This window comes from Curtobacterium sp. L1-20, from assembly GCF_048755855.1.
GTDB lineage: Bacteria > Actinomycetota > Actinomycetes > Actinomycetales > Microbacteriaceae > Curtobacterium.
Genome location: NZ_CP151472.1, coordinates 195,506 through 214,296, shown reverse-complemented (window position 1 = coordinate 214,296; position 18,791 = coordinate 195,506). Strand labels below are relative to the sequence as shown.

The window sequence follows — 18,791 nt, the reverse complement described above, 5'->3', positions numbered from 1 at the left end:
ACGGCCGAAGGGACAGCTATGACCGCACTCGCCACCTCGACCCTCACCATCGGCGGGGACCTCACCGTCGGCCGTATCGGCTTCGGCGCGATGCAGCTCACCGGCAAGCAGGTCTGGGGTGAATACCCCGACCACGACGGCGGCATCGCCCTGCTCCGCGCGGTCGTTGATGCCGGCGTCACGTTCATCGACACCGCAGACGTCTACGGGCCGCACTCGAACGAACTCCTCATCCGCGAGGCCCTGCACCCCTACCCAGAGAACCTGGTCATTGCAACCAAGGGCGGTTTCGTCCGCGGCGGCTACGACTACTCCACCCTCGGCGCGGTCGGCAATCCGAACTACCTCCGCCAGTCGGCCAACCTGAGCGCACGACGGCTTGGAGTCGACAGCATCGACCTGTACTACCTGCACAGCGGCCAAGCCACGGATGTCCCGTTCGAGGAACAGGTTGCCACTCTCGCCGCTCTCAAGGAGGAGGGTCTGATCCGGCACATCGGGTTGTCGAATGTCAGCCTCGAGCAGTTCGCGCTCGCGCAGACGATCACCTCCATCGCCGCCGCGACAGCGCTCTACAACCCTGGTATTCGCCGTGGCGTGGACTTGCTCCGCGCGACCGAGAAGGCCGGCGCGGTCTTCTCGCCCTGGCACCCCATGAGCATCGCCGATGGCGGCGAGCCGGATCGGATCACCGCCGCCTTGGACCCGATCGCGCACAACCACGGCGTAAGCCTCCAGCAGGTCGCGCTGGCCTGGCAGCTGCATCGTGCACCGAACACCCTCCCCATACCCGGAACCACCAGCCTCGAGCACCTCCGTATGAATCTCGCCGCAGCGCAGATCACGCTTACCTCCGACGAAATCTCCACGATCACGGCACTCGTACCCGAGGACTGAACAGGACAGCGTCCGGCGAGCAGCTCTTGGGACCGGCTCCGGAGCAGCCGCCCTCAGATCAACGCGCGCATGAGAAAGAACGGACACCACGCAGATCGACCGAGCCCTCGGCAACAGAGACTCATCTCGTCTCGATAGCCGATGGGTAACCGGACACCGCTCGAAGTTCCACTATCCGGGACGCGCCTCAAGGACTTCGCCGGCCTCATGAACCAGCTCAATGCACCCGTCGACGCACTCACCCCGCCGACCGGGGCTAAAGCAACAACACGGAAAACAGAGGGCGCGAACTTACAGGAGTTTGCGCCCTCTGTCGGTCGGTAGCCGATAAGGCCCCGCTCCGTAGAGTCACTGCGTCGAGGAGCGATGGACCGGCCGACCCCGGTAGCTGATCACCTATCGAGGCTCACGTGGAACGGGTAGTCGTTAGAGCTGGAACGCTGCGGCGACCGCGGCGGTGTCCTCGAACAGGTGCATCCAGACCACCTTGTCCCCAGTGACCGTGAGGCGCATAGCGACGGCAGTGTGGAAAGGGCGTCCGGTCGGAGCGGCGACATGGTCGAAGGTGGCGAAGATGACAGCTTCAGAGCCGTCGACCACCACCGAGTTGACCGCGACCACGCTCTTGCCCGGGGTGAGCGCTGCCCAGAGCTCCCGGAAGTACGGCGCGACTTCGTCCGCACGAGACCGTGGTCCGACCCATCGGGTGATTGCCTGGTCGCCAGGTACCATCCAGTCAATCTCGTCGGCAAACAGGGCGGCGAGTGCGGCCGCGTCCTGCGCGGCGAGGTGGCGCAGGAATGCGTTGGTCACGTGAGCAGTGGTCATCGGTTCTCCCTATCAAGGCCAGGTTCAGAGGGAGCGGAGGACACGGTAACGGTTCTCGAGGGAGCGCTGGGTGACTCCTGCGTTCTCGTCCAGCCACTCGTAGGCGTGCGGCGTACCGGGGTGAACGTGGAGCTCAAGCGGGACATCGGCCGCCGACAACTTCAGGGCGTAGGCGATGCTCTCGTCTCGCATGAGGTCAAGATCACCGACCTCGATGTACGCAGCGGCCAGACCACGAGCGTCGAGCAGACGCGCCGGCGAGGTTGTCTCCGACACGTGACCGTCAGAGCGGGCGTTCCAGGAGGTCGCGTTCATGTTCGCGGTCCATGCCAGGAACGGCGCGAGTGCTTCGCTGGCCGTGTTGACCGTGTCGTCGAGCATGGCGTAGATCAGGATCTGCTGAGCGATCGGAACGCCACGGTCCCTACCCAGCACGGCGGCCGCCGCGGCGAGCCCGCCGCCACCACTGTCACCCATCACCGCGATCCGTGCACGATCGACGCCGAGACGGTCAGCCTGCTCGTTCAACCACAGCACCCCCGCGAAGACGTCTTCGCTGAGCTGCTGACCCTTCCCTTCCGGGGCGACACGGTAACCGACCGACAAGATCGGCACGGACGTCTCCGTGACGTAGACCCTCATCCGGCGGTCGTAATGGTCAAGGGTGCCAGCGACCTGACCCCCGCCGTGGGCGTAGACGACAGCGGACCCAGGACGGGCATCACCCTTCGTGTACCAACGCGCTTCAAGCGTTACGCCATCACCGACCGGGATGATGACGTCATCCCGGTGCACGCCATCCGGGGCGGGCGGAGCCAGCTTGCCCATCTCCGTGTACTGGAAGTTGATCACCTCTCGCAGCGCGTGCACGTCGTCCGCGGGGGGCTCGGCCATGCCCATGAACTCTGGCGGGAGCTGCGCGATCGCCTGCGCAAATTCCTCGTCGAGACGATATTCGGTCATTGCCTGTTCTCCTCAAAGGGCGAGGCACGTCTGCGACGCGCTCGATAAGTTGATGTAGAAGGAAAGTCGAGAGCGTGGCCGGCCAAGTTCCCTCCCCAGTCGAGCGCAAACGACGGGTGTGTGGGGTGGAACACAATCTGTCTTGCGTCCCACTCACCATCAGACAAGGCTTCAGGGGGTACGAGCGAGGTTCGCTCGGAGGACCCCTTCAAGGTTGAGTTCGACCTCACGGGTGTGTGCGCCGGCTGCAAGAGCTGCCTTCGCGAGTTCACCGGAGGCAGGCGTGAAGGTCTCTCCGAGGTAGCGGTCTTCGGCGCGCAGCGCATCTTCGAGGGGGCCGTCGGCGGCGTCGATCGCCTTCGTTGCTGCGACACGCACGCCGTCGGGTAGGTTCGCGATGGTCAGCGCAACCCAGTCGACGTAAGCGTCGAGTTCGGCTCCGGGCAGTGCGCGGTTCACCCATCCCCAACGCTCGGCGGTTGCGGCGTCGATGAGGCCGCCGGTGAGGACGATCTCGAGGGCTCGAGCGCGTCCCACGAGGCGGGGTAGGTGTGCAGTTGCACCAGCACCAGGGACGATTCCGGTGAGGGTTTCGAACTGGCCGAAGGACGCGGTCTCAAGCGCTGCGAAGCGGAGATCCAGGCTTGCGATCATTTCCGGACCACCACCGCGAGTCAGGCCCGCGACCTTCGCGATGGTGGTCTGGGGCAGGCGCCGCCAACGCTCGTGGAGCCGCATCATTGGCCCGGTTCCGACGAGCGTGTCCTCCGCGATCGGAAGTGCGGCATACGACGCGGGGTCCTCGACGAACGTCAGGTCGCCGTGAGCCATGAAGAACTCGGGGTTCGCGCTCTGGACGACGATGACGTGCAGGCCGGGGTCCTTCTCGGCCGATGCTGCAACGGCGTCGAAGTCAAGGAGAAGCTGGGCCGTCATGAGGTTGATCGGCGGGACGTCGATCGTGACCCACAGCACGCCGTCCTGGCGCTTGAGCTGGAGCGTGGTCAGGGACTGCTCGGTCATGGTGTTCCTTTGGTCAGGACTAGGTATCTCTGGTATACCTGGTACATGACAGGTACTTCAAGGAAACCTGGTACCCCTGGAGGCCCGGCGATCCCGGGACTCATCGTGGGGCCACAGCGCGAACTCCTCGATCAACTCCTCGATAAATGGGGGCAGCTGATCCTGACGTTGCTGTGCCAGCAGTCGCGACGCTTCAACGAACTCAAGCGTGACCTCGACGGCATCACCCAGAAGTCACTGACGCAGGCGCTACGCCGCCTCGAACGCAACGGCCTCGTCGAACGCCATGTGCTGGATCAACGTCCCGTCGCCGTGGAGTACCGCATCACAGCGCTCGGGCGCACTCTCGACAAGCCGTTCCTGACGCTGCTCGCTTGGACCGCCGATCATCTCACCGAAGTGGAACAGCACAGGCAGGCGTACGACGACGACTCGTCCTGATAAGTCTCGGCAGCCGATCGTGACCGGTTGGGGCGCGTCTTGAGTGAGAGCGTCCTGCCGAGTTCGCCATGGACGCTGGTACCGGTCTCCCGTGCAAGGAGATGCTCCACGAGCGTTTAGGCTGACCGGGAACTGGGGGGCTGATGAGGGCATTGCATGCGGTGGCCGCGGGAGTGCTCGTCGCAACGAGTCGACGGATGGCGACCACCTCGACAGTGCTGATGTCCGGTCGGGACGCCTTGCTCATCGATCCGGCTTGGATGCCCGACGAGCTCGACGCTTTGGCTGCCGCTCTCTCACAACGAGACCTCCATGTCATCGGCGGATTCGCGACCCATGCACATCAAGACCACCTGCTCTGGCATCCCGCCTTCGGCGACGCGCCACGATGGGCTTCGCGCCGGACAGCGGAACTCGCCCGATCAGAGCGAGCATCGCTTGTTGAGTACCTCGGACCCGACTTCCCGTCCGCTCTCAAAGACCTCATGGGGCAGGTGAAGGGCGTTGAGGTGATGCCGGAGAACGCGACATCCGCTGCCTTCACCCCAGAACTCGTCATTCACGACGGACATGCTCCTGGCCACACCGCGCTGTGGCTTGCAAAGCAACGTGTACTCATCGCTGGCGACATGCTCAGCGACGTGGAGCTGCCACTGCCGTTCTATCCCGACGATCTCCCGTCGTACTTCGAAGCGCTGGATGTGCTCGCCGGCTACGCGCGGCAAGCTGAAGTCGTCATTCCCGGGCACGGCGCTCCGGGCCGTGACCCTCTGGAACGAGTGGATGCGGACCGCCGCTTTCTCGACGCAGTGGTGCGAGGCGTGAAGCCGAACGATCGGCGTCTTAAGAACCCAGGGATGCAGGAGGCGTTGGAGCACCTCCGTGAGATGGTCGCCTGACCGAGAGCGCTCGGCGCTCCGGACAAACGGTGCCTTCGAGGCGCCGTCCATCGCGATCGCCGATCGCCGAGATTCACCACCTCGTCCATCACTATCGGCGGAGACCTCACCGTGGGCCGTATCGGCTTCGGCGCATGCAACACTCCGGCATGAGCCAACCCAGCGCTAGTCGGTACCGTGCCACTCGCTTGCAGTCAGTCGGCACAGGGCAGCCATTCGCGCTTCCGCTCACCGGGTTAGCGCTCGAGGTCTCAGCATGGGCACCGATCAGGAACGCCTCATTGCCCTTGCCGAGCAAGCAGTCGCGGCCGCACGAGGTGTCGTCCCCAGCAGCGTCCTGTCTTAGTGGGGCGACTACTACGGCGATTGGTGACAGCCCTTCACCGTGCACTACGACGTCGTCACTCCCACCGGCATGAAGCATCGACACCACTTCCTTCTCGAACGCAGCATCAAACGTCGGTATCACGGTCCGGGAGCGGATACGCAACCGGCAGCCACCCCTCTGGCAAGCTCGTCACATGATGGCTGCAGCAGCACCGGCCGACCACGCTCCGAACCGGGTCGGGATCGTAGGTGTCGGACGCATGGGCAGCGCGCTCATGCGCCGCCTCGCCGTCGCCGGGTGGTCCGTGTCGGTGCACGACCGGGACATCCGCCGTGCAGCCGACGCGGAAGCAGCGGGCTGCAGATGGCAGCCCGACCTCGCCGCCCTGGTGAGCGAGGCGGACGTAGTCCTGACGGTCCTGCCAGACGCTGCCGCGACGGAGTCCGCGATGACCGACCCGGTCCTCGCCGCTGCCCGCCCCGGGACCACCTGGGTCGACCTCACGTCCGGCGACCCGGACACGACACGACGATCCAGGAGCCGGGCGGACCGCCACGGCATCGCCCTGGTGGCCGCTCCCATGGGTGGGTCCCCCGAAGATGCCGAGCACGGCACACTCCGGCTGTTCGTCGCGGGTCCGACGAACGCGTCCGAACGGGTCCGGACGGTCCTGACCACGATCGCCGGCGACGATGGTGTTCGGATGGTGAGCGAGGACCCCGCGGACGCGCAGACGGTGAAGCTGCTCGTGAACGCGCTCTGGTGCGCATCTGCCCTCGCGACCAGCGAGGCGCTCCTCGTCGCCCAGCACGCCGGCATCCCTCCGGAGCAGATGCAGGAGCTCCTCCGCGGAACTGCCGGTGCGAGCACCTTCTCCGACGAGCACCTACCCCGGTTCCTCGGTGGCGACGACCTCGACACCTTCGGCATCGACGGCCTTGTCACGGAGCTGCGGACCGTCCGGGCGATCGCCGACGAGGCCTACACGCCAGTTCTCGACGCGTCGCTCCACCAGTACGACGCCGCGCTCGCCCGGTTCGGACCCAGCCTCGGCGAACTCCTCGGCGTCCGACTGCTCGAGATCCAGAACCACCAAACGCTCCGCACCGCGTGATCCGTAGACGCTATTGAGATGGCCCTGACGACTCGTCGTCGCTCAGCGGGTCGATCGACTCAGTGTTGGCGGCTTCGGCGCTGCCGTTCAGCTGATCCGCCGGTGGGTGCAGCGCTTGGGCGAGTTCGGCTTCTGACGGCAGTGCGGCCCGCACTGCCGGAGGGAGCAAGTCGTAGCTGGCGACGCCGATCGGGTTCTGCTGGCCGGCGAGTGAGTATCGGACGACGGCGTCGTTCTTGTCTGCGACCAGCAGCAGGCCGACGGTGTCGGCGTGTTGGGGTCGGCGGAGCTTGTCGTCGACGAGGGCGACGTAGAAGCCAAGCTGGCCGAGGTACTCGGGCTTGAACTTCCCGGTCTTCAGTTCGATGACGACGTAGCGGAGCTGTTCGACGTGGAAGAACAGCAGGTCGACGTAGAAGTCGTCGCCGTCGACGTCGAAGTGCACTTGCCGGCCCACGAACGCGAAGCCCTCGCCGAGTTCGCGGAGGGTGTCGATGATCCGGTCGACGAGTGCCTGCTCGAGGTGGCGTTCCTTCGCGTCCCCGTCGAGGGCGAGGAAGTCCAGCACGTACGGGTCCTTGGTCAGCTGCTGCGCCAGGTCCGACTCCCCCGGCGGTAGCGTCGCCGGGAAGTTCGACGGCGCCGCTTCCAGCCGCGAGTGTGCGGTGGTTCGAATTTGGTGCTCGAGCACGTTCCGGGACCAGCCGTGCGCCGCTGCCTGTTCGGCGTACCAGTTGCGGAGCTCGTGGTCGTCGAGTCGGTCGAGGAGGACGGTGATGTGCCCCCAGGGCAGTTGTCCAACAGGCTGTTGGACGACCGCATCCGCCGCCCACTCCCCCGCGAACCGGCGCATGTAGAACAGGTTCGCTCGCGAGAAGCCCTTCATCTCCGGAAACTCCCCGCGCAGATCCGTCGCGAGCCGACCGATGACGTTGCTGCCCCACCCCTCGTCGCCTTGGCGCTGCAGGATGGTCGCGCCGATCCCCCAGTAGAGACGAATCAGTTCCGTGTTCACGCGGCGCTGAGCGGTGAACCGAGCAGCGCGCACTTGCTGCTTCAGCTCTGCAAGCGCAACGGCATACCCGGACGCGGCCGGCAACGAATCAGACATCACCACCCAGTCTGCCCGACATGCTGCAGTACGAACGACGAACAAAGCGTTCTCCGGGATCAGCTATGCCAGGCTGGATGCGACCCCGAGCGAAAGGCGACCTCCATGGCGCAGAAAGTCACCACGCACCTCGTCGACGACCTGACCGGCGACACCATTGATGACGGTAAGGGCCGCACCGTCACCTTCGGTTTCGACGGCGCCCACTACGAAATCGACCTCACCGACGACAACGCCGACGCGCTCCGCGAAGCGTTCTCCGACTACGTCGCAGCAGCCCGAAAGGTCAGCGGCCGCTCTGGCCGCGCCAGCGCCGGCAGCCCGAAGCGAGGCAACTCGGAGGAGCTCGCGAAGATTCGCGAGTGGGCGAACGCGAACGGCCACGAGGTCTCCTCCCGCGGCCGCATCAGCCAGGCCGTCCGCGACGCGTACGACGCCGCGCACTGACGCCACCCCCCATGCAGACGAGCCGGCCACCCTTCGGGGTGGCCGGCTCTTCTCGTTGCCGCCAATATGGCGGGGTTATGTCAACTCTCGACCTGTTGGCTAAGGGGCGCGCGAACTCTTTGACTGGAGAACAATGTTCGCGTGCCCCTCAGTTGGACGCGGTTTTCGCAAGTGGTGTGTTCATAGGAGGTCGGCTCGGCGGATGACCCATCGGGTCATGGGCTGATCAACAAGGTGGATTGCCCCCGGGGTCGTGCGGTGTGTGCGGAGGAAGCGGTAACCGGCGCTCTGCGCCATGCGGTTCGACGCGGTGTTGAAGGCGTTCGGCTCGAAGTAGAGGTGATCGAAGTCGAAGCCTGCGAAGTACGCGTTCGTGACCATGCGGAGGAACCGGGCGCCGAGACCCCGCCCGCGGAGCTCCGGAACCGTCAGGTGGAAGTGCACCAGCGCTGATGCTTCGTCGTCGAGCAACCCGACGTTAGAGAATCCGACGGTCTGTCCATCGAGCTGGAGCACCATCCCAAACAGCCGGCGGTCGTCGCGCTTCCGCGCGAAGTCGTCAACGTACTGCTGGAGCCAATCCTCCCGGGACGGGAGAAGGCGGGGATCGACGCCCATGAAGATGAGATCTCCGGGATCGGCGCCGAGGAAGTAGTCGATGCGGAGCGCAGCGTTCTCGAGTTGCATCTCCCGGACGGTGAGCAGCTGGTTGCCGTGCCAGGTCGAGCGGTTCGGGAAGGACCGCATGCGCTGCGGTGCGGCGGTCGGGGCCGCGCTCACCGGAACAGGATCGCGGCGACCGCGAACATGACGGTGGACACTCCGGCGACGACCGTGGCGACGACGGCCAGCGTGCGCTCCCGGCGAGCTTCCCGGTCTTCGTCGAGCGGAGATCGTCCGTTCGTGCTCCGGGGGTCAGCGAACGGTGTCAGGAGTGTGGCGGTCGGGATCGGCGAGGCCGCTCCGAGCGTGTGGCCGGTCATGGTGTTCCCTCCTCATCTGCACGACGTTCGTGCTGGGTTCAGTTCTACGGTCGGCACTGCTCCGCACGACTGGGCGGTCCGTCCAGTCCAACGGCACCCGGTCACGCTGGACACCTGGTCGTTCCGCACAGTCGAGCAGTGCACGCACCGGCTGCGAGACGCTCCCGTGTTCGACGTCGACGGAATGCTGCCGTGGACCCGCTGCCATGGGCCTGCTCGCCGCTGCCCGACGTCGTCCGCCTGAGATGTCGCCGTGGCATCGCGCCGCGGGGAGGGCGATCCCTGGCACTTCTCACCAGTGCGAGCGTTCCCGGCGCCCCGCGTGAGCGAGAAGTCCTGGACGTTCCGCACAGCGGGACTCGCGCGCGCTGGAACCAGACTCGGGTCAGTCGCCGACCAGACGGGCTGGCACTCAGGAAGACGAGGACACTCATGATCAAGTTGAGTTGGGCGATCGCGGCCACCGCCGTGATCGCGGTCGGTGGAATCTTTGGTTCGGCGGGTGCAGCATCCGCTGTTTCCGGTGGAACGCCTCAGACCAGCGCGTGGACTGTCTGGGGGGATAACGTGTGGGGAGCGGCTGGTGTCGGCAGCACGGCCTCACAGATCACGACTCCGCAGTCGTTCACGCTGCCCGGCGGCCGCACCCCGGCCTCAATCGTCACGGGAGCCGATAACGGGGCGGCGATCGCCACGGACGGCACGGTTTGGACGTGGGGTCTCAACGGCACGGGTGCACTCGGCACCGGAAGCGTGCGAAAGCCGAAGACGACGAGCCCGGTTCGAGTCGCCCTCCCATCCGGCGTCACCATGAAGCAGATCGCCATCGGAGACACGGCGATGTTCGCACTCGACGCTGCCGGACACGTCTGGGCTTGGGGTGACAACGGAGCTGGCGAACTCGGCGACGGCACACTGGGCACGATGAGCAATCCGACTCCGCGACAGGTGAAGCTCCCAGCAGGGCTCACGGTGACCGACATCGCCGCCGCGGTACACGGCGGCTTCGCACTGACCTCCACCGGTGTCATCTACTCCTGGGGCTCCAACGAAGTCGGCGAACTCGGCAACGGATCCGACTCCGGCGATGCTGACCCCACGCCCACCCCGGTCACCGCCCCGCACGGGGTCGAGTTCACCTCAATCTCCACCGGCGGGAACGCAGCAACTGCCACCTCGACCGACGGCACGCATTACGTCTGGGGTGACAACCTCAACGGTCAGCTCCTGCTGTCGGACCCGAGTCTGCAGTACACGTCGACTCCGCAGCCGATCGACAACACGACGGGGAAGGCATTCGTACGACTCGAGGTCGGAACCGTGTACTCCCTCGGCCTCACCGCCGACGGGTCGATCTACGCATGGGGCAACAACACCGACGGGGAGCTCGGGAACGGGACCACCAACCCCTCGGCCCCTCAGCTGAGTCCGGTCGAGGTCGATGCGCCGACGAACGTCACCTTCACCGGCGTCACCGCGGGTGCCTTCGCGGCGTACGCCACCGCGACGGACGGGACGGTGTATGCGTGGGGTGCGGGTGGCGGAAGCCTGCTCGGTGACGGTGGCACCGACGACGTGCTCAAGCCGACCCTCGTCCCGCTCAGCGAGGCGTACCACGTTGGGGCTCTCAGCTACGGTACGAGCACGATCGCCGCGCAGGTCAACGGCACCCCGCCGGCCTTCGGAACGAGCGGCCTTGCACGAGCGACGGTCGGGCAGCAGTACTCCTCGACGGTCGCTCCGGCCGGGCCGACGACGGCCACCTTCGCCGTCACCGCCGGAGCGCTCCCCGCCGGGCTGCGTCTCGACACCTCGACCGGGTCGATCTCGGGAATGCCGAGACGAGCCGGGACCCACTCGTTCACGATTACCGCGCGGAACCTCGTTGGATCCACCACCCAGCGGTTCACCATCGCCGTGCATCCCGCTGATCCGCGCACCGGTCGGTAGCCGCAGCAGCCTGGGCCACACCATGTCCAGCTCTCAGAAGGTCCTGCTCCTCCACGGCACTCCGCTCTCACCGGTGGTCTGGGACGAGATCGGCACTCGGTTGGCGGAGGGCCACCTGGACGTCGCAGCGCCATCGCTCGCGCACGCCGGCGACTCTCGCGCACACGCCCGGAGGATCGCGGCGACCCTCGGACCAGCACCGGTGCACGTGGTCGGCCACTCGTTCGGCGGGCAGGTCGCGCTCGACCTGGCACTCGACCATCCGGAGCTCGTGGCGAGTCTCACCTGCATCTGCAGCCGCGCCACCCCGTACCCGCCGTTCAGCGTCGCCGCAGCCTCGTTGCGAGCCGGCCTGCGGCCAGATCCCTCCGCGGTCCTGGCCCGGTGGCTCTCGCCGGCAGAGCTGCCGAGGAGCGGTTCGTTCGCCACCCGTCTCAGACAGCAACTCCACACCGTCGATCTCACGACCTGGGCAGATGCCCTGGAGTCGATCGCCCGATTCGACCGCCTCAGGGACCTGGAGGACCTGAGCATGCCCATCCTGGCGGTCGCCGCTGAGCACGATGGGGTGTCCACCCCATCAGAGATGAGACGCCTCGCTGCGACGACACGTGGACGGTTCCTGCAGTTGCCGGAGGCTGGGCACATGGGGCCGTTCCTTCGCCCGGAGGTGATGGCTGCGATCATCACCCGTGCGGTGCGCGCCCCCGTGCAGCAGCCGGGCAGCTCACGATGATCCACCGATCCCCACTAGCCGATCCCTGGGCGGGCCGGTCGAGCCCACGGCTCACTCCGTTATGCGGTGTGATGAACCGTGGGCCCGGTACGGCCGTCAGGCGATTCAGCGGCTCCAGATCGAGTACGCGTCGGTCTCGAGGGTCGCCGAGCCGGTTGCGTCAATCCACGAACCGATCGTGACCTTGCCGGACGTCACCGAGAAGTCGACCGTGGTCGTGGTGAAGGTGCTTCCTCCGGTGGTGAATGCGGTTCGGATCTCTGCCGAGGGATTGGTGACATCGTTCGCCTTGATCCCGAGGTATGCGTTCTGTGGGGTGCCGGCGAGGCGGTACCAGACCTGTGCCCGGTAGCTGCCGTTCGGGAGCGAGATCGTCTGGGAGTTCCACGACGTGAAGGCGGTCCCGGTTTGCACGAGTTCCTGTGCGTTGCTCCCGGTTCGCTTCGCGATCGTTGTCGCACCGCTTGTGCCGCTGGAAGTCCAGTACGGCACCTTTCCGTTGATCGCTCCGGTCATGTCGAACCGACCGTTGACGACTCGGTTCCAGTTGAGCGTGCCCGATGACGCGTTCACAGACACATCAGTGGCACCGAACAGCTTGGGGGTCCCGCCGTCGAAGGTGATCGGGTAGAACGCGTTCCGTCCGACGCCGCTCAGCGAGCCCGGTACCTGCGCCTGGTCCGCGAACTCGGAGTATCGGTCACCGTTGTACAGGTACGACTGAACCACGCCGTTGGAGTCGGTCACCGGGATGATCTGCTCGAACTGGGTCGCAAAGGAGTTCTGAGTACCGGAGCTCGGCGCCTCGGTGACCGGGGTCCATGTTCCGGCGGCGGTCGGGAAGCCCTTGAGGGTGGTTGAGGAGGTCTTGAAGACCGTCTGGGTCGGGTCCCATCCCTTCTGGCCCGATGCGAAGAGGTAGTAGGTCGTTCCCACCTTGACCAATCCCGGCGCTTCCTGACCGCCAAAGGGGAGCGTCCAGATAGGTGCTCCCACCTTGGTCCACGTGTCATCCAACGGCGCGATGTTCACGCTCTGGTTCCGCTGTGTCGTGCTGTCTCCGACGTAGACCAAGTACGCGTTGTCGCCGTCGACGAATACCGATCGGTCGCCGCTCGTGACGAGGTTGCCGGCCTGGTCTTGGACGAGGTAGTCCTGGTTGCCGAGCGCTGGATCGTTCGGTTGGCTGCGCAGCGTGTAGGTGCCAGCGATGTCGTCATCGGCCGTGGTGAAAACGGCTTGCGCGTTCCCTTTCGCGCCGGTGTGGCTGCCGACCTCCGCCCACAGGACCCACTGGTGATGGGCAGTGTTGTGGATCAGCTGTGGACGCCCGAGCCACTGGCCCGAGACAAATTGGTCGCCTGCGGGATCGTTGGCCGCGGTGTCACCAGGGACCGGGCTCGTACCGGTGCCACTCCACTGCGTGACAAGGGACTTCACGAACGTCCAGTTCGTCAGATCGGTGGAGCTGTAGAGGTTGATGGACTTCGGCTGGCCAGCTACGAGAGCACTGCCAACCCAGTACCAGGTCGCCCCTACTTTCTGAACGTTGCCGCCTTGCGCGAGGATCGGGTCGCCAGCGGCGTCGATCCACTGTGTGTCGTTCGCGATGTGGTCGGCCCCGGTGGCATGCGCGGCAGGCGGGGCGCCAGTAGCGCCAGCTACGGTCATGCCAGCGACGAGCGCGAGCGCCGTCCAGAACGTGCGTTGTGACATCGAGACTCCCTTGTCTAGATCGATGGTGACCGAAACATACACTCCTGGAGCCCCAGTGAGTCCGATACTGTAAATAACTTACGGAATCCGGCGGATCGGCTGCCCGGTCCGGACACGCGAAGGGACCGTCATGCCGTTCTGGTACGGAGCCGACTACAACGCAGAGCAATGGCCAGCAGAGACGCATGAAGAGGATGTGCGGCTCATGCTCGAAGCCAACGTGACCGTCGCCACCGTCGCCGTGTTCGCTTGGTCCCTTCTGGAGCCATCCGACGGTGAGTTCGAGTTCGAATGGCTCGACCGCATCATCGACCGTCTCTACGAGGCCGGTATCGGTGTCGACCTGGCCACGTCGACCGCAACTCCGCCGAATTGGCTCTCGCTGCAGCACCCGGACACGCTCCTGGTCGACGAGTGGGGGCACGTCCTTTCGCCTGGAAGCCGACAGCACGTTAACCCGAGCTCGGCAACCTACCGGCGGTACGCGACCCGACTCGTACGACGCCTTGCCGAGCGGTACGGCCAACATCCCGGCGTCGTGGCATGGCATGTCGGCAACGAGTTCGGCAACGACAATCCCCGCGACTACGGGGATGAGTCGGCTGCCGTTTTCCGCCAGTGGCTCGAGGGCAAGTACGGCTCGATCGAGGTCCTCAACGCGCGCTGGGGGACGACGTTCTGGTCGCAGCGCTACCGGTCCTTTGAAGAAGTCCTTCCGCCGCGCGCGGCGCCGACGTTCCACAATCCTGCGCACCTGCTCGACTACGAGCGGTTCAGCTCGGACGCGCTCCTGAGTGCGTATCGCGCCGAAGCCGACGTCCTTCGCGAGCTGTCCCCGGGCGTGCCGGTGACCACGAACTTCATGGGGTTCTTCCGCCCAGCGGACTACTGGGCTTGGAGCCGGGAGGTGGACTTCATTAGCGATGACTCCTACCCGGATCCAGCAGTCGAGGACTCCTGGATGGACGCCGCGATGCAACGCGATCTGATGCGTTCGTTGGGAGGAGGTCGACCGTGGGTGCTGATGGAGCAGTCCACGAGCGCGGTGAACTGGCGACCACTCAATGCCCCGAAGCGCCCGGGGCAGATGCGAGCCCTGTCGTACCAGGCTGTGGCGCGTGGCGCTGACGGCATCATGTTCTTCCAATGGCGGCAGTCACAGCGAGGCGGCGAGAAGTTCCACTCCGCCATGGTCCCGGCGGCCGGCACCGATTCACGGATATGGCGGGAAGTTGTGGAGCTCGGTCGGGAGCTGCGGGAACTCGAGCCGTCAGTGTTGGGCACAAAGACCGAGTCAAGTGGCGTCGCGATCGTCATCGACTGGGATTCCTGGTGGAGCGCCGAGCAGCCGTCAACGCCGGCGAGGTTGGACTACATCGATGCGGTCCGATCCTGGCATCACGCACTGCTGAACCTCGGCGTCACGACAGACTTCGTCCACGTCGATAGCGACCTTTCGGCGTACGACCTGGTCGTCGCACCGATGCTGTTCGTCGCCGACGAATCCACCTTGGCTCGCTTCGACAGCTTCGTGGAACGCGGCGGCACCCTCCTCGTGACGGCCTTGACCGGCGTCACGGATGCTGACGCCGCATTCCACCGCGGCGGCCCGCTCGGCTCACTCGCAGCGACCCTTGGCGTTCGAGTAGAGGAATACGCTCCGCACGACCCCACTGAGTCCGTGTCCGTCGAAGGCGGGGTGACGTTCTCGACCCGGCACTGGGCGGAAGTCGTGCACGCGGAAGGCGCTGAAGTCCTCGCCACCTTCCGCGGTGGCCTGGCAGATGGAGGTCCCGCGCTCACTCGGAAGAGGAACCGGACAGGGAGCGCCTGGTACCTCGCCGCCGATGCGACCGAGGCGGCAGCCCGGGCCGTACTGAACCTCATCCTCAACACAGCTCCCAACCCGGTCATCCACACTGACCCAGCGTTGCCCTCGGGCGTGGAGGAAGTCCGGCGGGGCACCCTGACCTTCCTCATCAGCCACAGACCAGACACCGTCCGAGTGGCCCGCTCGGGCTACGACGTCCTCGCAGATACAGCCGTCGACGAGATCGTCCTGGAAGCGCACGGAGTCGCCATCCTCGCGGCCCAATCGAACACCCCGGACTGAGCCGCCCGTGAGGAAAATCCCTGTCACCGGTCGGATGCTACAACGCCTGCGGTGTAAATCTTTGTCGTAGGCTGTTCGGAGTTCAAAGGAGCACTGATGCACGAACAGCTACACACATCCGACGTCGTCGTGGTCGGCGGCGGCTTGGCGGGGGTGGCGGCGGCCATCGCCGCAGCACGAGCCGGGTCCCGGGTCGCCCTCATCAACAACCGACCGGTGCTCGGGGGCAACTCGAGCAGCGAGATCCGGGTGTGGGTGTGCGGTGCGACTGCGCACGGAGCACAGAAGTACGCGCGGGAAACCGGGGTGATGGGAGAGCTCTTCCTCGAGAACCAGTACCGGAACCCGGAAGGCAACCCGTACTTCTGGGACCAGGTCGTCCTCGATGCCGTCCGCGCGGAGCCGAACATCACACTGTTTCTCAATACGGACGTGACCGAGGTGACCGCCAGCGGACCCGAAGACGATCGTCGCGTCGACACCGTGACCGGCTGGCAGCAGGGGACGGAGCTGCGCGTCACGTTCTCCGCGCCGGTGTTCGTCGACGCAAGCGGGGACGGCCTCGTCGGGGCACTCGCGGGAGCCCGGTTCGCCTCCGGGCGCGAGGCGCGGAGCACGTACGACGAGCCATGGGCACCGGAGATCCCCGACGGGGACATGCTCGGCAGCACACTGTTTTTCTACACGAAGGACGTGGGCGAGCCGGTGCGGTTCGTTCCGCCGTCGATCACGAAGGACATCGCTTCCACGAGCATTCTCGCCCACCGCCGTGTGGACGCGCGCGCTAACGGGTGCGACTACTGGTGGATTGAGTGGGGCGGTGAACTCGACGCGGTCGCGGACAACGAAGCGATCCGCGACGAGCTGTGGTCAGTGGTCTACGGCATCTGGGACCACATTAAGAACTCGGGCGAGTTCGATGCTGAGAACCTCACACTCGAGTGGGTGGGGTCGCTGCCGGGCAAGCGCGAGTACCGGCGGTTCGTTGGTGACCATGTGCTCACGCAGCACGACATCATGAATCAGACGCGGTTCGAGGACACGATCGGGTTCGGCGGTTGGTCCATCGATCTGCACCCGCCTGGCGGCATGTACTCCTCGGATGCCGGCTCGAAGCACCTCTTCACCTCCGGCGTCTACCACATCCCCTTCCGATCGCTTTACTCTCAGAACGTCCGCAACCTGCTCCTCGCCGGGCGGGATATCTCGGCGTCGCATGTCGCTTTCGGCACGACCAGGGTGATGGCCACGTGTGCCGTGACCGGTGAGGCAGCGGGCGTCGGGGCAGCGCTCGCGGCGCGCTACGGAGTGACCCCTCGGCAGATCGGCCAGTCGCACCTCACCGAGCTGCAGCGAACGCTCCTGCGCCACGACGCGAGTCTGCTCGGCGTCGAGCTCGACGACCCCGACGATCTCGCGCGGACCGCGTCCGTCAGCGCGTCGTCCACGCTCGAGACCATCGCCGTCGACGAACCGGAGCAGGCGCTGGTCTACCCGGCGGACGAGCACGACATTGGTATCCACCTTCCGGCCGATCCCGCCGTTGGGGCAGTGCGGATCCGCCTCGAGTCGGAGAGCGAGCAGACGGTCGACATTGAGCTGTGGAGCACCGACGGTGGCGAGAACCACATTCCGGTCCTTCCGCTGCAGCGCCGCTCGGTGGCGATCGCAGCTGGACGGTCCTGGGCGGAAGCGTCCTTCGACCACCTCCCGGACAGTCCCGAGGACGTTGTCGTGCTGCTTCGACGCGCGCCCGGCCTGTCGATCGTCGTCGCGCCGGAGCCGGGTCCGTACGGCGTCCTGCTGCTGCTCAGCAGGACGCCGGCCACCGCCAGCGGTCGACCGCAATCCAACGCCTGGTCGGCTGCGGAGCTCCGGCGTCACAGCCCAGTCATGACGGTGTCGGGTTCGACGGGGGCCTACCGTCCGAGCAACGTCGTCCAGGGGTTGCTGCGCCCATTCGCGGGTCCGCAGATGTGGAGCTCGGACCGCATGCGGGAAGGTTCCCCTGAACATCTGATGCTCACGTGGCCCGAACAGGTTGCGATCCGCCGCATCGAACTCGTGTTCAACGCGGACGTCGACGAGGACCTGGTCAATCTCCACCATCACCGCACGCCGTTCCCGGTCATCCCCGAGTTGGCCCGCGATTACCGTGTCGAGGTCAACACCGCCGCCGGTTGGCAGATCGTCGCCGACATTGCCGACAACCGTCAGCGGCTGCGCGTTCACGAGTTGGACGGGCCGGTCGCGGGTTCTGCGATGCGCGTCGTGGTGGAGCGGACCAACGGGTCAGCCTGGGCTTCGCTGGTCTCGGTTCGGGCCTACGCCTGACTGGGTGGAGCCCGCGGAGCGGTTGTCCGCGGGCTCCGTTCAGCTGGGTAGGACGAACGAGATCCCGAGACGCTGTGCGACGAGGACCCAGAGCACGGCGCCCACGAAGTGGTCGCTGGTGCGGCCCGCAAAGTAGTCCATCCACGTTTCTCCACCTTCGGTCCCGGTGAAGAGCACGTGGTCGGCATGTACCGCGAGGGCGGGGGCGCGCGTCCCGGTGATGATCACTCTCGTGGCGCCTCGGGCTGCGGCTTCCTGCAGGAAACCGGCAGCGATGTCGCTCTCGCCGGACCGTGAGAACACCATGGCGACGCCGTCATCTCCGAGGAGGTTCGCCCCGACGCGTGCTGCGTACGCGCCTTCGTGGTTCCATACCGGCACACCGATCCGCCGCAGACGCATCGCCAATTCGTCGGCTGGAGGTCGGTCGCCCCATTCCGCGAAGATCTCGACCTGCTTTGCGTGCGCGATGCTCTCCGCAGCGGCGGTGAGGACGGTGATGTCCACCTCCGCCGTGGCATTCCGCAGAGCCCGGAAGCCGTCTCCGGCCATGACGGTCAACACCCGTTCCGGGGCGTCGTCCTGAGCCAGGGCCGGCCCGATGTCGGTTTCCCATCCCGCTTGACGCTCGCGTCCGTGCTCGCTGGCGATGGCCGCCCGGAACGCCGGGAACCCCGGATACCCGAGACCCGTCGACAAGCGGCTCACCGTCACCGGCTGCGTATGTGCTTCCGCAGCGATCCGCGTGATGGAGCTCCGGCCGGCGTCCTCCGGATTTGCGAGGATGAACTCGGCGACTCGGCGGCGGCCGCCGGCCAACGTGGGCAGGGCATCTCGGATCAGCTGGAGCGGGCTTGGTTCCTCCGCACGGATCATCGGATTCCTCTCGTCGGCCGGGCTTCACCCGG

The 18,791-nt window shown here is 66.1% G+C and carries 17 protein-coding genes; 9 read left to right on the top strand and 8 right to left on the bottom strand.

Features of this window, described 5'->3' with window-relative positions:
- Positions 1-18: 18 nt before the first annotated feature.
- The gene (locus AAEP86_RS01045) at positions 19-897 is read left to right on the top strand and encodes an aldo/keto reductase (RefSeq protein ID WP_420367008.1); all 879 of its coding nucleotides are present in this window, start codon (positions 19-21) and stop codon (positions 895-897) included.
- A gap of 426 nt (positions 898-1,323) precedes the next feature.
- Here AAEP86_RS01045 and AAEP86_RS01040 read toward each other — a convergent pair whose 3' ends face one another.
- The 3 genes from AAEP86_RS01040 to AAEP86_RS01030 all read right to left on the bottom strand — a co-directional run bounded on the left by AAEP86_RS01040 (position 1,324) and on the right by AAEP86_RS01030 (position 3,711).
- The gene (locus AAEP86_RS01040; RefSeq protein ID WP_420367007.1) at positions 1,324-1,725 is read right to left on the bottom strand and encodes a nuclear transport factor 2 family protein; all 402 of its coding nucleotides are present in this window, start codon (positions 1,723-1,725) and stop codon (positions 1,324-1,326) included.
- A 24-nt stretch (positions 1,726-1,749) separates the two neighbouring features.
- Positions 1,750-2,688 (bottom strand): alpha/beta hydrolase fold domain-containing protein, encoded by a 939-nt coding sequence (locus tag AAEP86_RS01035; RefSeq protein ID WP_420367006.1) that lies wholly within the window; start codon positions 2,686-2,688, stop codon positions 1,750-1,752.
- A gap of 171 nt (positions 2,689-2,859) precedes the next feature.
- The gene (locus AAEP86_RS01030; RefSeq protein ID WP_420367005.1) at positions 2,860-3,711 is read right to left on the bottom strand and encodes an enoyl-CoA hydratase/isomerase family protein; all 852 of its coding nucleotides are present in this window, start codon (positions 3,709-3,711) and stop codon (positions 2,860-2,862) included.
- Between the two features lie 45 nt (positions 3,712-3,756).
- Between AAEP86_RS01030 and AAEP86_RS01025 the strand changes: the two genes are divergently transcribed.
- The 3 genes from AAEP86_RS01025 (at position 3,757) to AAEP86_RS01015 (ending at position 6,493) form a co-directional block, all read left to right on the top strand.
- Positions 3,757-4,152 (top strand): winged helix-turn-helix transcriptional regulator, encoded by a 396-nt coding sequence (locus AAEP86_RS01025; RefSeq protein WP_420367004.1) that lies wholly within the window; start codon positions 3,757-3,759, stop codon positions 4,150-4,152.
- Positions 4,153-4,349: 197 nt separating this feature from the next.
- The gene (locus AAEP86_RS01020; RefSeq protein WP_420367003.1) at positions 4,350-5,051 is read left to right on the top strand and encodes an MBL fold metallo-hydrolase; all 702 of its coding nucleotides are present in this window, start codon (positions 4,350-4,352) and stop codon (positions 5,049-5,051) included.
- Positions 5,052-5,572: 521 nt separating this feature from the next.
- Positions 5,573-6,493 (top strand): NAD(P)-dependent oxidoreductase, encoded by a 921-nt coding sequence (locus tag AAEP86_RS01015; RefSeq protein ID WP_420367002.1) that lies wholly within the window; start codon positions 5,573-5,575, stop codon positions 6,491-6,493.
- A 10-nt stretch (positions 6,494-6,503) separates the two neighbouring features.
- On the opposite strand, the gene AAEP86_RS01010 is transcribed toward AAEP86_RS01015, so the two are convergent.
- Positions 6,504-7,604 carry a PDDEXK nuclease domain-containing protein gene (locus AAEP86_RS01010; protein ID WP_420367001.1) on the bottom strand — a complete coding sequence of 367 codons (1,101 nt, stop codon included), beginning with the start codon at positions 7,602-7,604 and terminating at the stop codon, positions 6,504-6,506.
- A 105-nt stretch (positions 7,605-7,709) separates the two neighbouring features.
- On the opposite strand from AAEP86_RS01010, the gene AAEP86_RS01005 reads away from it, so the two are divergent.
- Positions 7,710-8,051 (top strand): histone-like nucleoid-structuring protein Lsr2, encoded by a 342-nt coding sequence (locus AAEP86_RS01005; protein ID WP_420367000.1) that lies wholly within the window; start codon positions 7,710-7,712, stop codon positions 8,049-8,051.
- 180 nt (positions 8,052-8,231) lie between these two features.
- On the opposite strand, the gene AAEP86_RS01000 is transcribed toward AAEP86_RS01005, so the two are convergent.
- Together AAEP86_RS01000 and AAEP86_RS00995 are read right to left on the bottom strand one after the other, a co-directional pair.
- Positions 8,232-8,738 carry a GNAT family N-acetyltransferase gene (locus AAEP86_RS01000; RefSeq protein ID WP_420366999.1) on the bottom strand — a complete coding sequence of 169 codons (507 nt, stop codon included), beginning with the start codon at positions 8,736-8,738 and terminating at the stop codon, positions 8,232-8,234.
- 89 nt (positions 8,739-8,827) lie between these two features.
- A complete protein-coding gene (locus AAEP86_RS00995; RefSeq protein WP_420366998.1) occupies positions 8,828-9,034 on the bottom strand; it encodes a hypothetical protein in 207 nt (68 codons plus the stop codon).
- 432 nt (positions 9,035-9,466) lie between these two features.
- Here AAEP86_RS00995 and AAEP86_RS00990 point away from each other — a divergent pair, with 432 nt between their 5' ends.
- The gene (locus AAEP86_RS00990; RefSeq protein ID WP_420366997.1) at positions 9,467-10,984 is read left to right on the top strand and encodes a putative Ig domain-containing protein; all 1,518 of its coding nucleotides are present in this window, start codon (positions 9,467-9,469) and stop codon (positions 10,982-10,984) included.
- A gap of 22 nt (positions 10,985-11,006) precedes the next feature.
- Positions 11,007-11,720: an alpha/beta fold hydrolase gene (locus AAEP86_RS00985; protein ID WP_420366996.1), complete on the top strand. Its 714-nt coding sequence runs from the start codon at positions 11,007-11,009 to the stop codon at positions 11,718-11,720.
- 105 nt (positions 11,721-11,825) lie between these two features.
- Here the strand turns inward: AAEP86_RS00985 and AAEP86_RS00980 are convergent, their stop codons facing one another.
- Entirely contained in the window at positions 11,826-13,436 is a 1,611-nt protein-coding gene (locus AAEP86_RS00980; RefSeq protein WP_420366995.1) for a hypothetical protein, read from the bottom strand.
- A 130-nt stretch (positions 13,437-13,566) separates the two neighbouring features.
- Here AAEP86_RS00980 and AAEP86_RS00975 point away from each other — a divergent pair, with 130 nt between their 5' ends.
- Both AAEP86_RS00975 and AAEP86_RS00970 read left to right on the top strand, forming a co-directional pair.
- Positions 13,567-15,549, top strand: a complete 1,983-nt coding sequence (locus AAEP86_RS00975; RefSeq protein ID WP_420366994.1) for a beta-galactosidase — start codon at positions 13,567-13,569, stop codon at positions 15,547-15,549.
- A gap of 96 nt (positions 15,550-15,645) precedes the next feature.
- Positions 15,646-17,883, top strand: coding sequence for an FAD-dependent oxidoreductase (locus tag AAEP86_RS00970; protein WP_420366993.1), 2,238 nt, complete (start codon positions 15,646-15,648; stop codon positions 17,881-17,883).
- A gap of 39 nt (positions 17,884-17,922) precedes the next feature.
- Here the strand turns inward: AAEP86_RS00970 and AAEP86_RS00965 are convergent, their stop codons facing one another.
- Positions 17,923-18,759, bottom strand: a complete 837-nt coding sequence (locus tag AAEP86_RS00965) for a MurR/RpiR family transcriptional regulator (protein WP_420366992.1) — start codon at positions 18,757-18,759, stop codon at positions 17,923-17,925.
- Positions 18,760-18,791: the final 32 nt, after the last annotated feature.

Bases quoted from the DNA above. Each gene is read 5' to 3' on its own strand.
- AAEP86_RS01045 (WP_420367008.1), top strand. From the start codon at position 19: ATGACCGCACTCGCCACCTCGACCCTCACCATCGGCGGGGACCTCACC.
- AAEP86_RS01040 (WP_420367007.1), bottom strand. From the start codon at position 1,725: ATGACCACTGCTCACGTGACCAACGCATTCCTGCGCCACCTCGCCGCG.
- AAEP86_RS01035 (WP_420367006.1), bottom strand. From the start codon at position 2,688: ATGACCGAATATCGTCTCGACGAGGAATTTGCGCAGGCGATCGCGCAG.
- AAEP86_RS01030 (WP_420367005.1), bottom strand. From the start codon at position 3,711: ATGACCGAGCAGTCCCTGACCACGCTCCAGCTCAAGCGCCAGGACGGC.
- AAEP86_RS01025 (WP_420367004.1), top strand. From the start codon at position 3,757: ATGACAGGTACTTCAAGGAAACCTGGTACCCCTGGAGGCCCGGCGATC.
- AAEP86_RS01020 (WP_420367003.1), top strand. From the start codon at position 4,350: ATGGCGACCACCTCGACAGTGCTGATGTCCGGTCGGGACGCCTTGCTC.
- AAEP86_RS01015 (WP_420367002.1), top strand. From the start codon at position 5,573: ATGATGGCTGCAGCAGCACCGGCCGACCACGCTCCGAACCGGGTCGGG.
- AAEP86_RS01010 (WP_420367001.1), bottom strand. From the start codon at position 7,604: ATGTCTGATTCGTTGCCGGCCGCGTCCGGGTATGCCGTTGCGCTTGCA.
- AAEP86_RS01005 (WP_420367000.1), top strand. From the start codon at position 7,710: ATGGCGCAGAAAGTCACCACGCACCTCGTCGACGACCTGACCGGCGAC.
- AAEP86_RS01000 (WP_420366999.1), bottom strand. From the start codon at position 8,738: ATGCAACTCGAGAACGCTGCGCTCCGCATCGACTACTTCCTCGGCGCC.
- AAEP86_RS00995 (WP_420366998.1), bottom strand. From the start codon at position 9,034: ATGACCGGCCACACGCTCGGAGCGGCCTCGCCGATCCCGACCGCCACA.
- AAEP86_RS00990 (WP_420366997.1), top strand. From the start codon at position 9,467: ATGATCAAGTTGAGTTGGGCGATCGCGGCCACCGCCGTGATCGCGGTC.
- AAEP86_RS00985 (WP_420366996.1), top strand. From the start codon at position 11,007: ATGTCCAGCTCTCAGAAGGTCCTGCTCCTCCACGGCACTCCGCTCTCA.
- AAEP86_RS00980 (WP_420366995.1), bottom strand. From the start codon at position 13,436: ATGTCACAACGCACGTTCTGGACGGCGCTCGCGCTCGTCGCTGGCATG.
- AAEP86_RS00975 (WP_420366994.1), top strand. From the start codon at position 13,567: ATGCCGTTCTGGTACGGAGCCGACTACAACGCAGAGCAATGGCCAGCA.
- AAEP86_RS00970 (WP_420366993.1), top strand. From the start codon at position 15,646: ATGCACGAACAGCTACACACATCCGACGTCGTCGTGGTCGGCGGCGGC.
- AAEP86_RS00965 (WP_420366992.1), bottom strand. From the start codon at position 18,759: ATGATCCGTGCGGAGGAACCAAGCCCGCTCCAGCTGATCCGAGATGCC.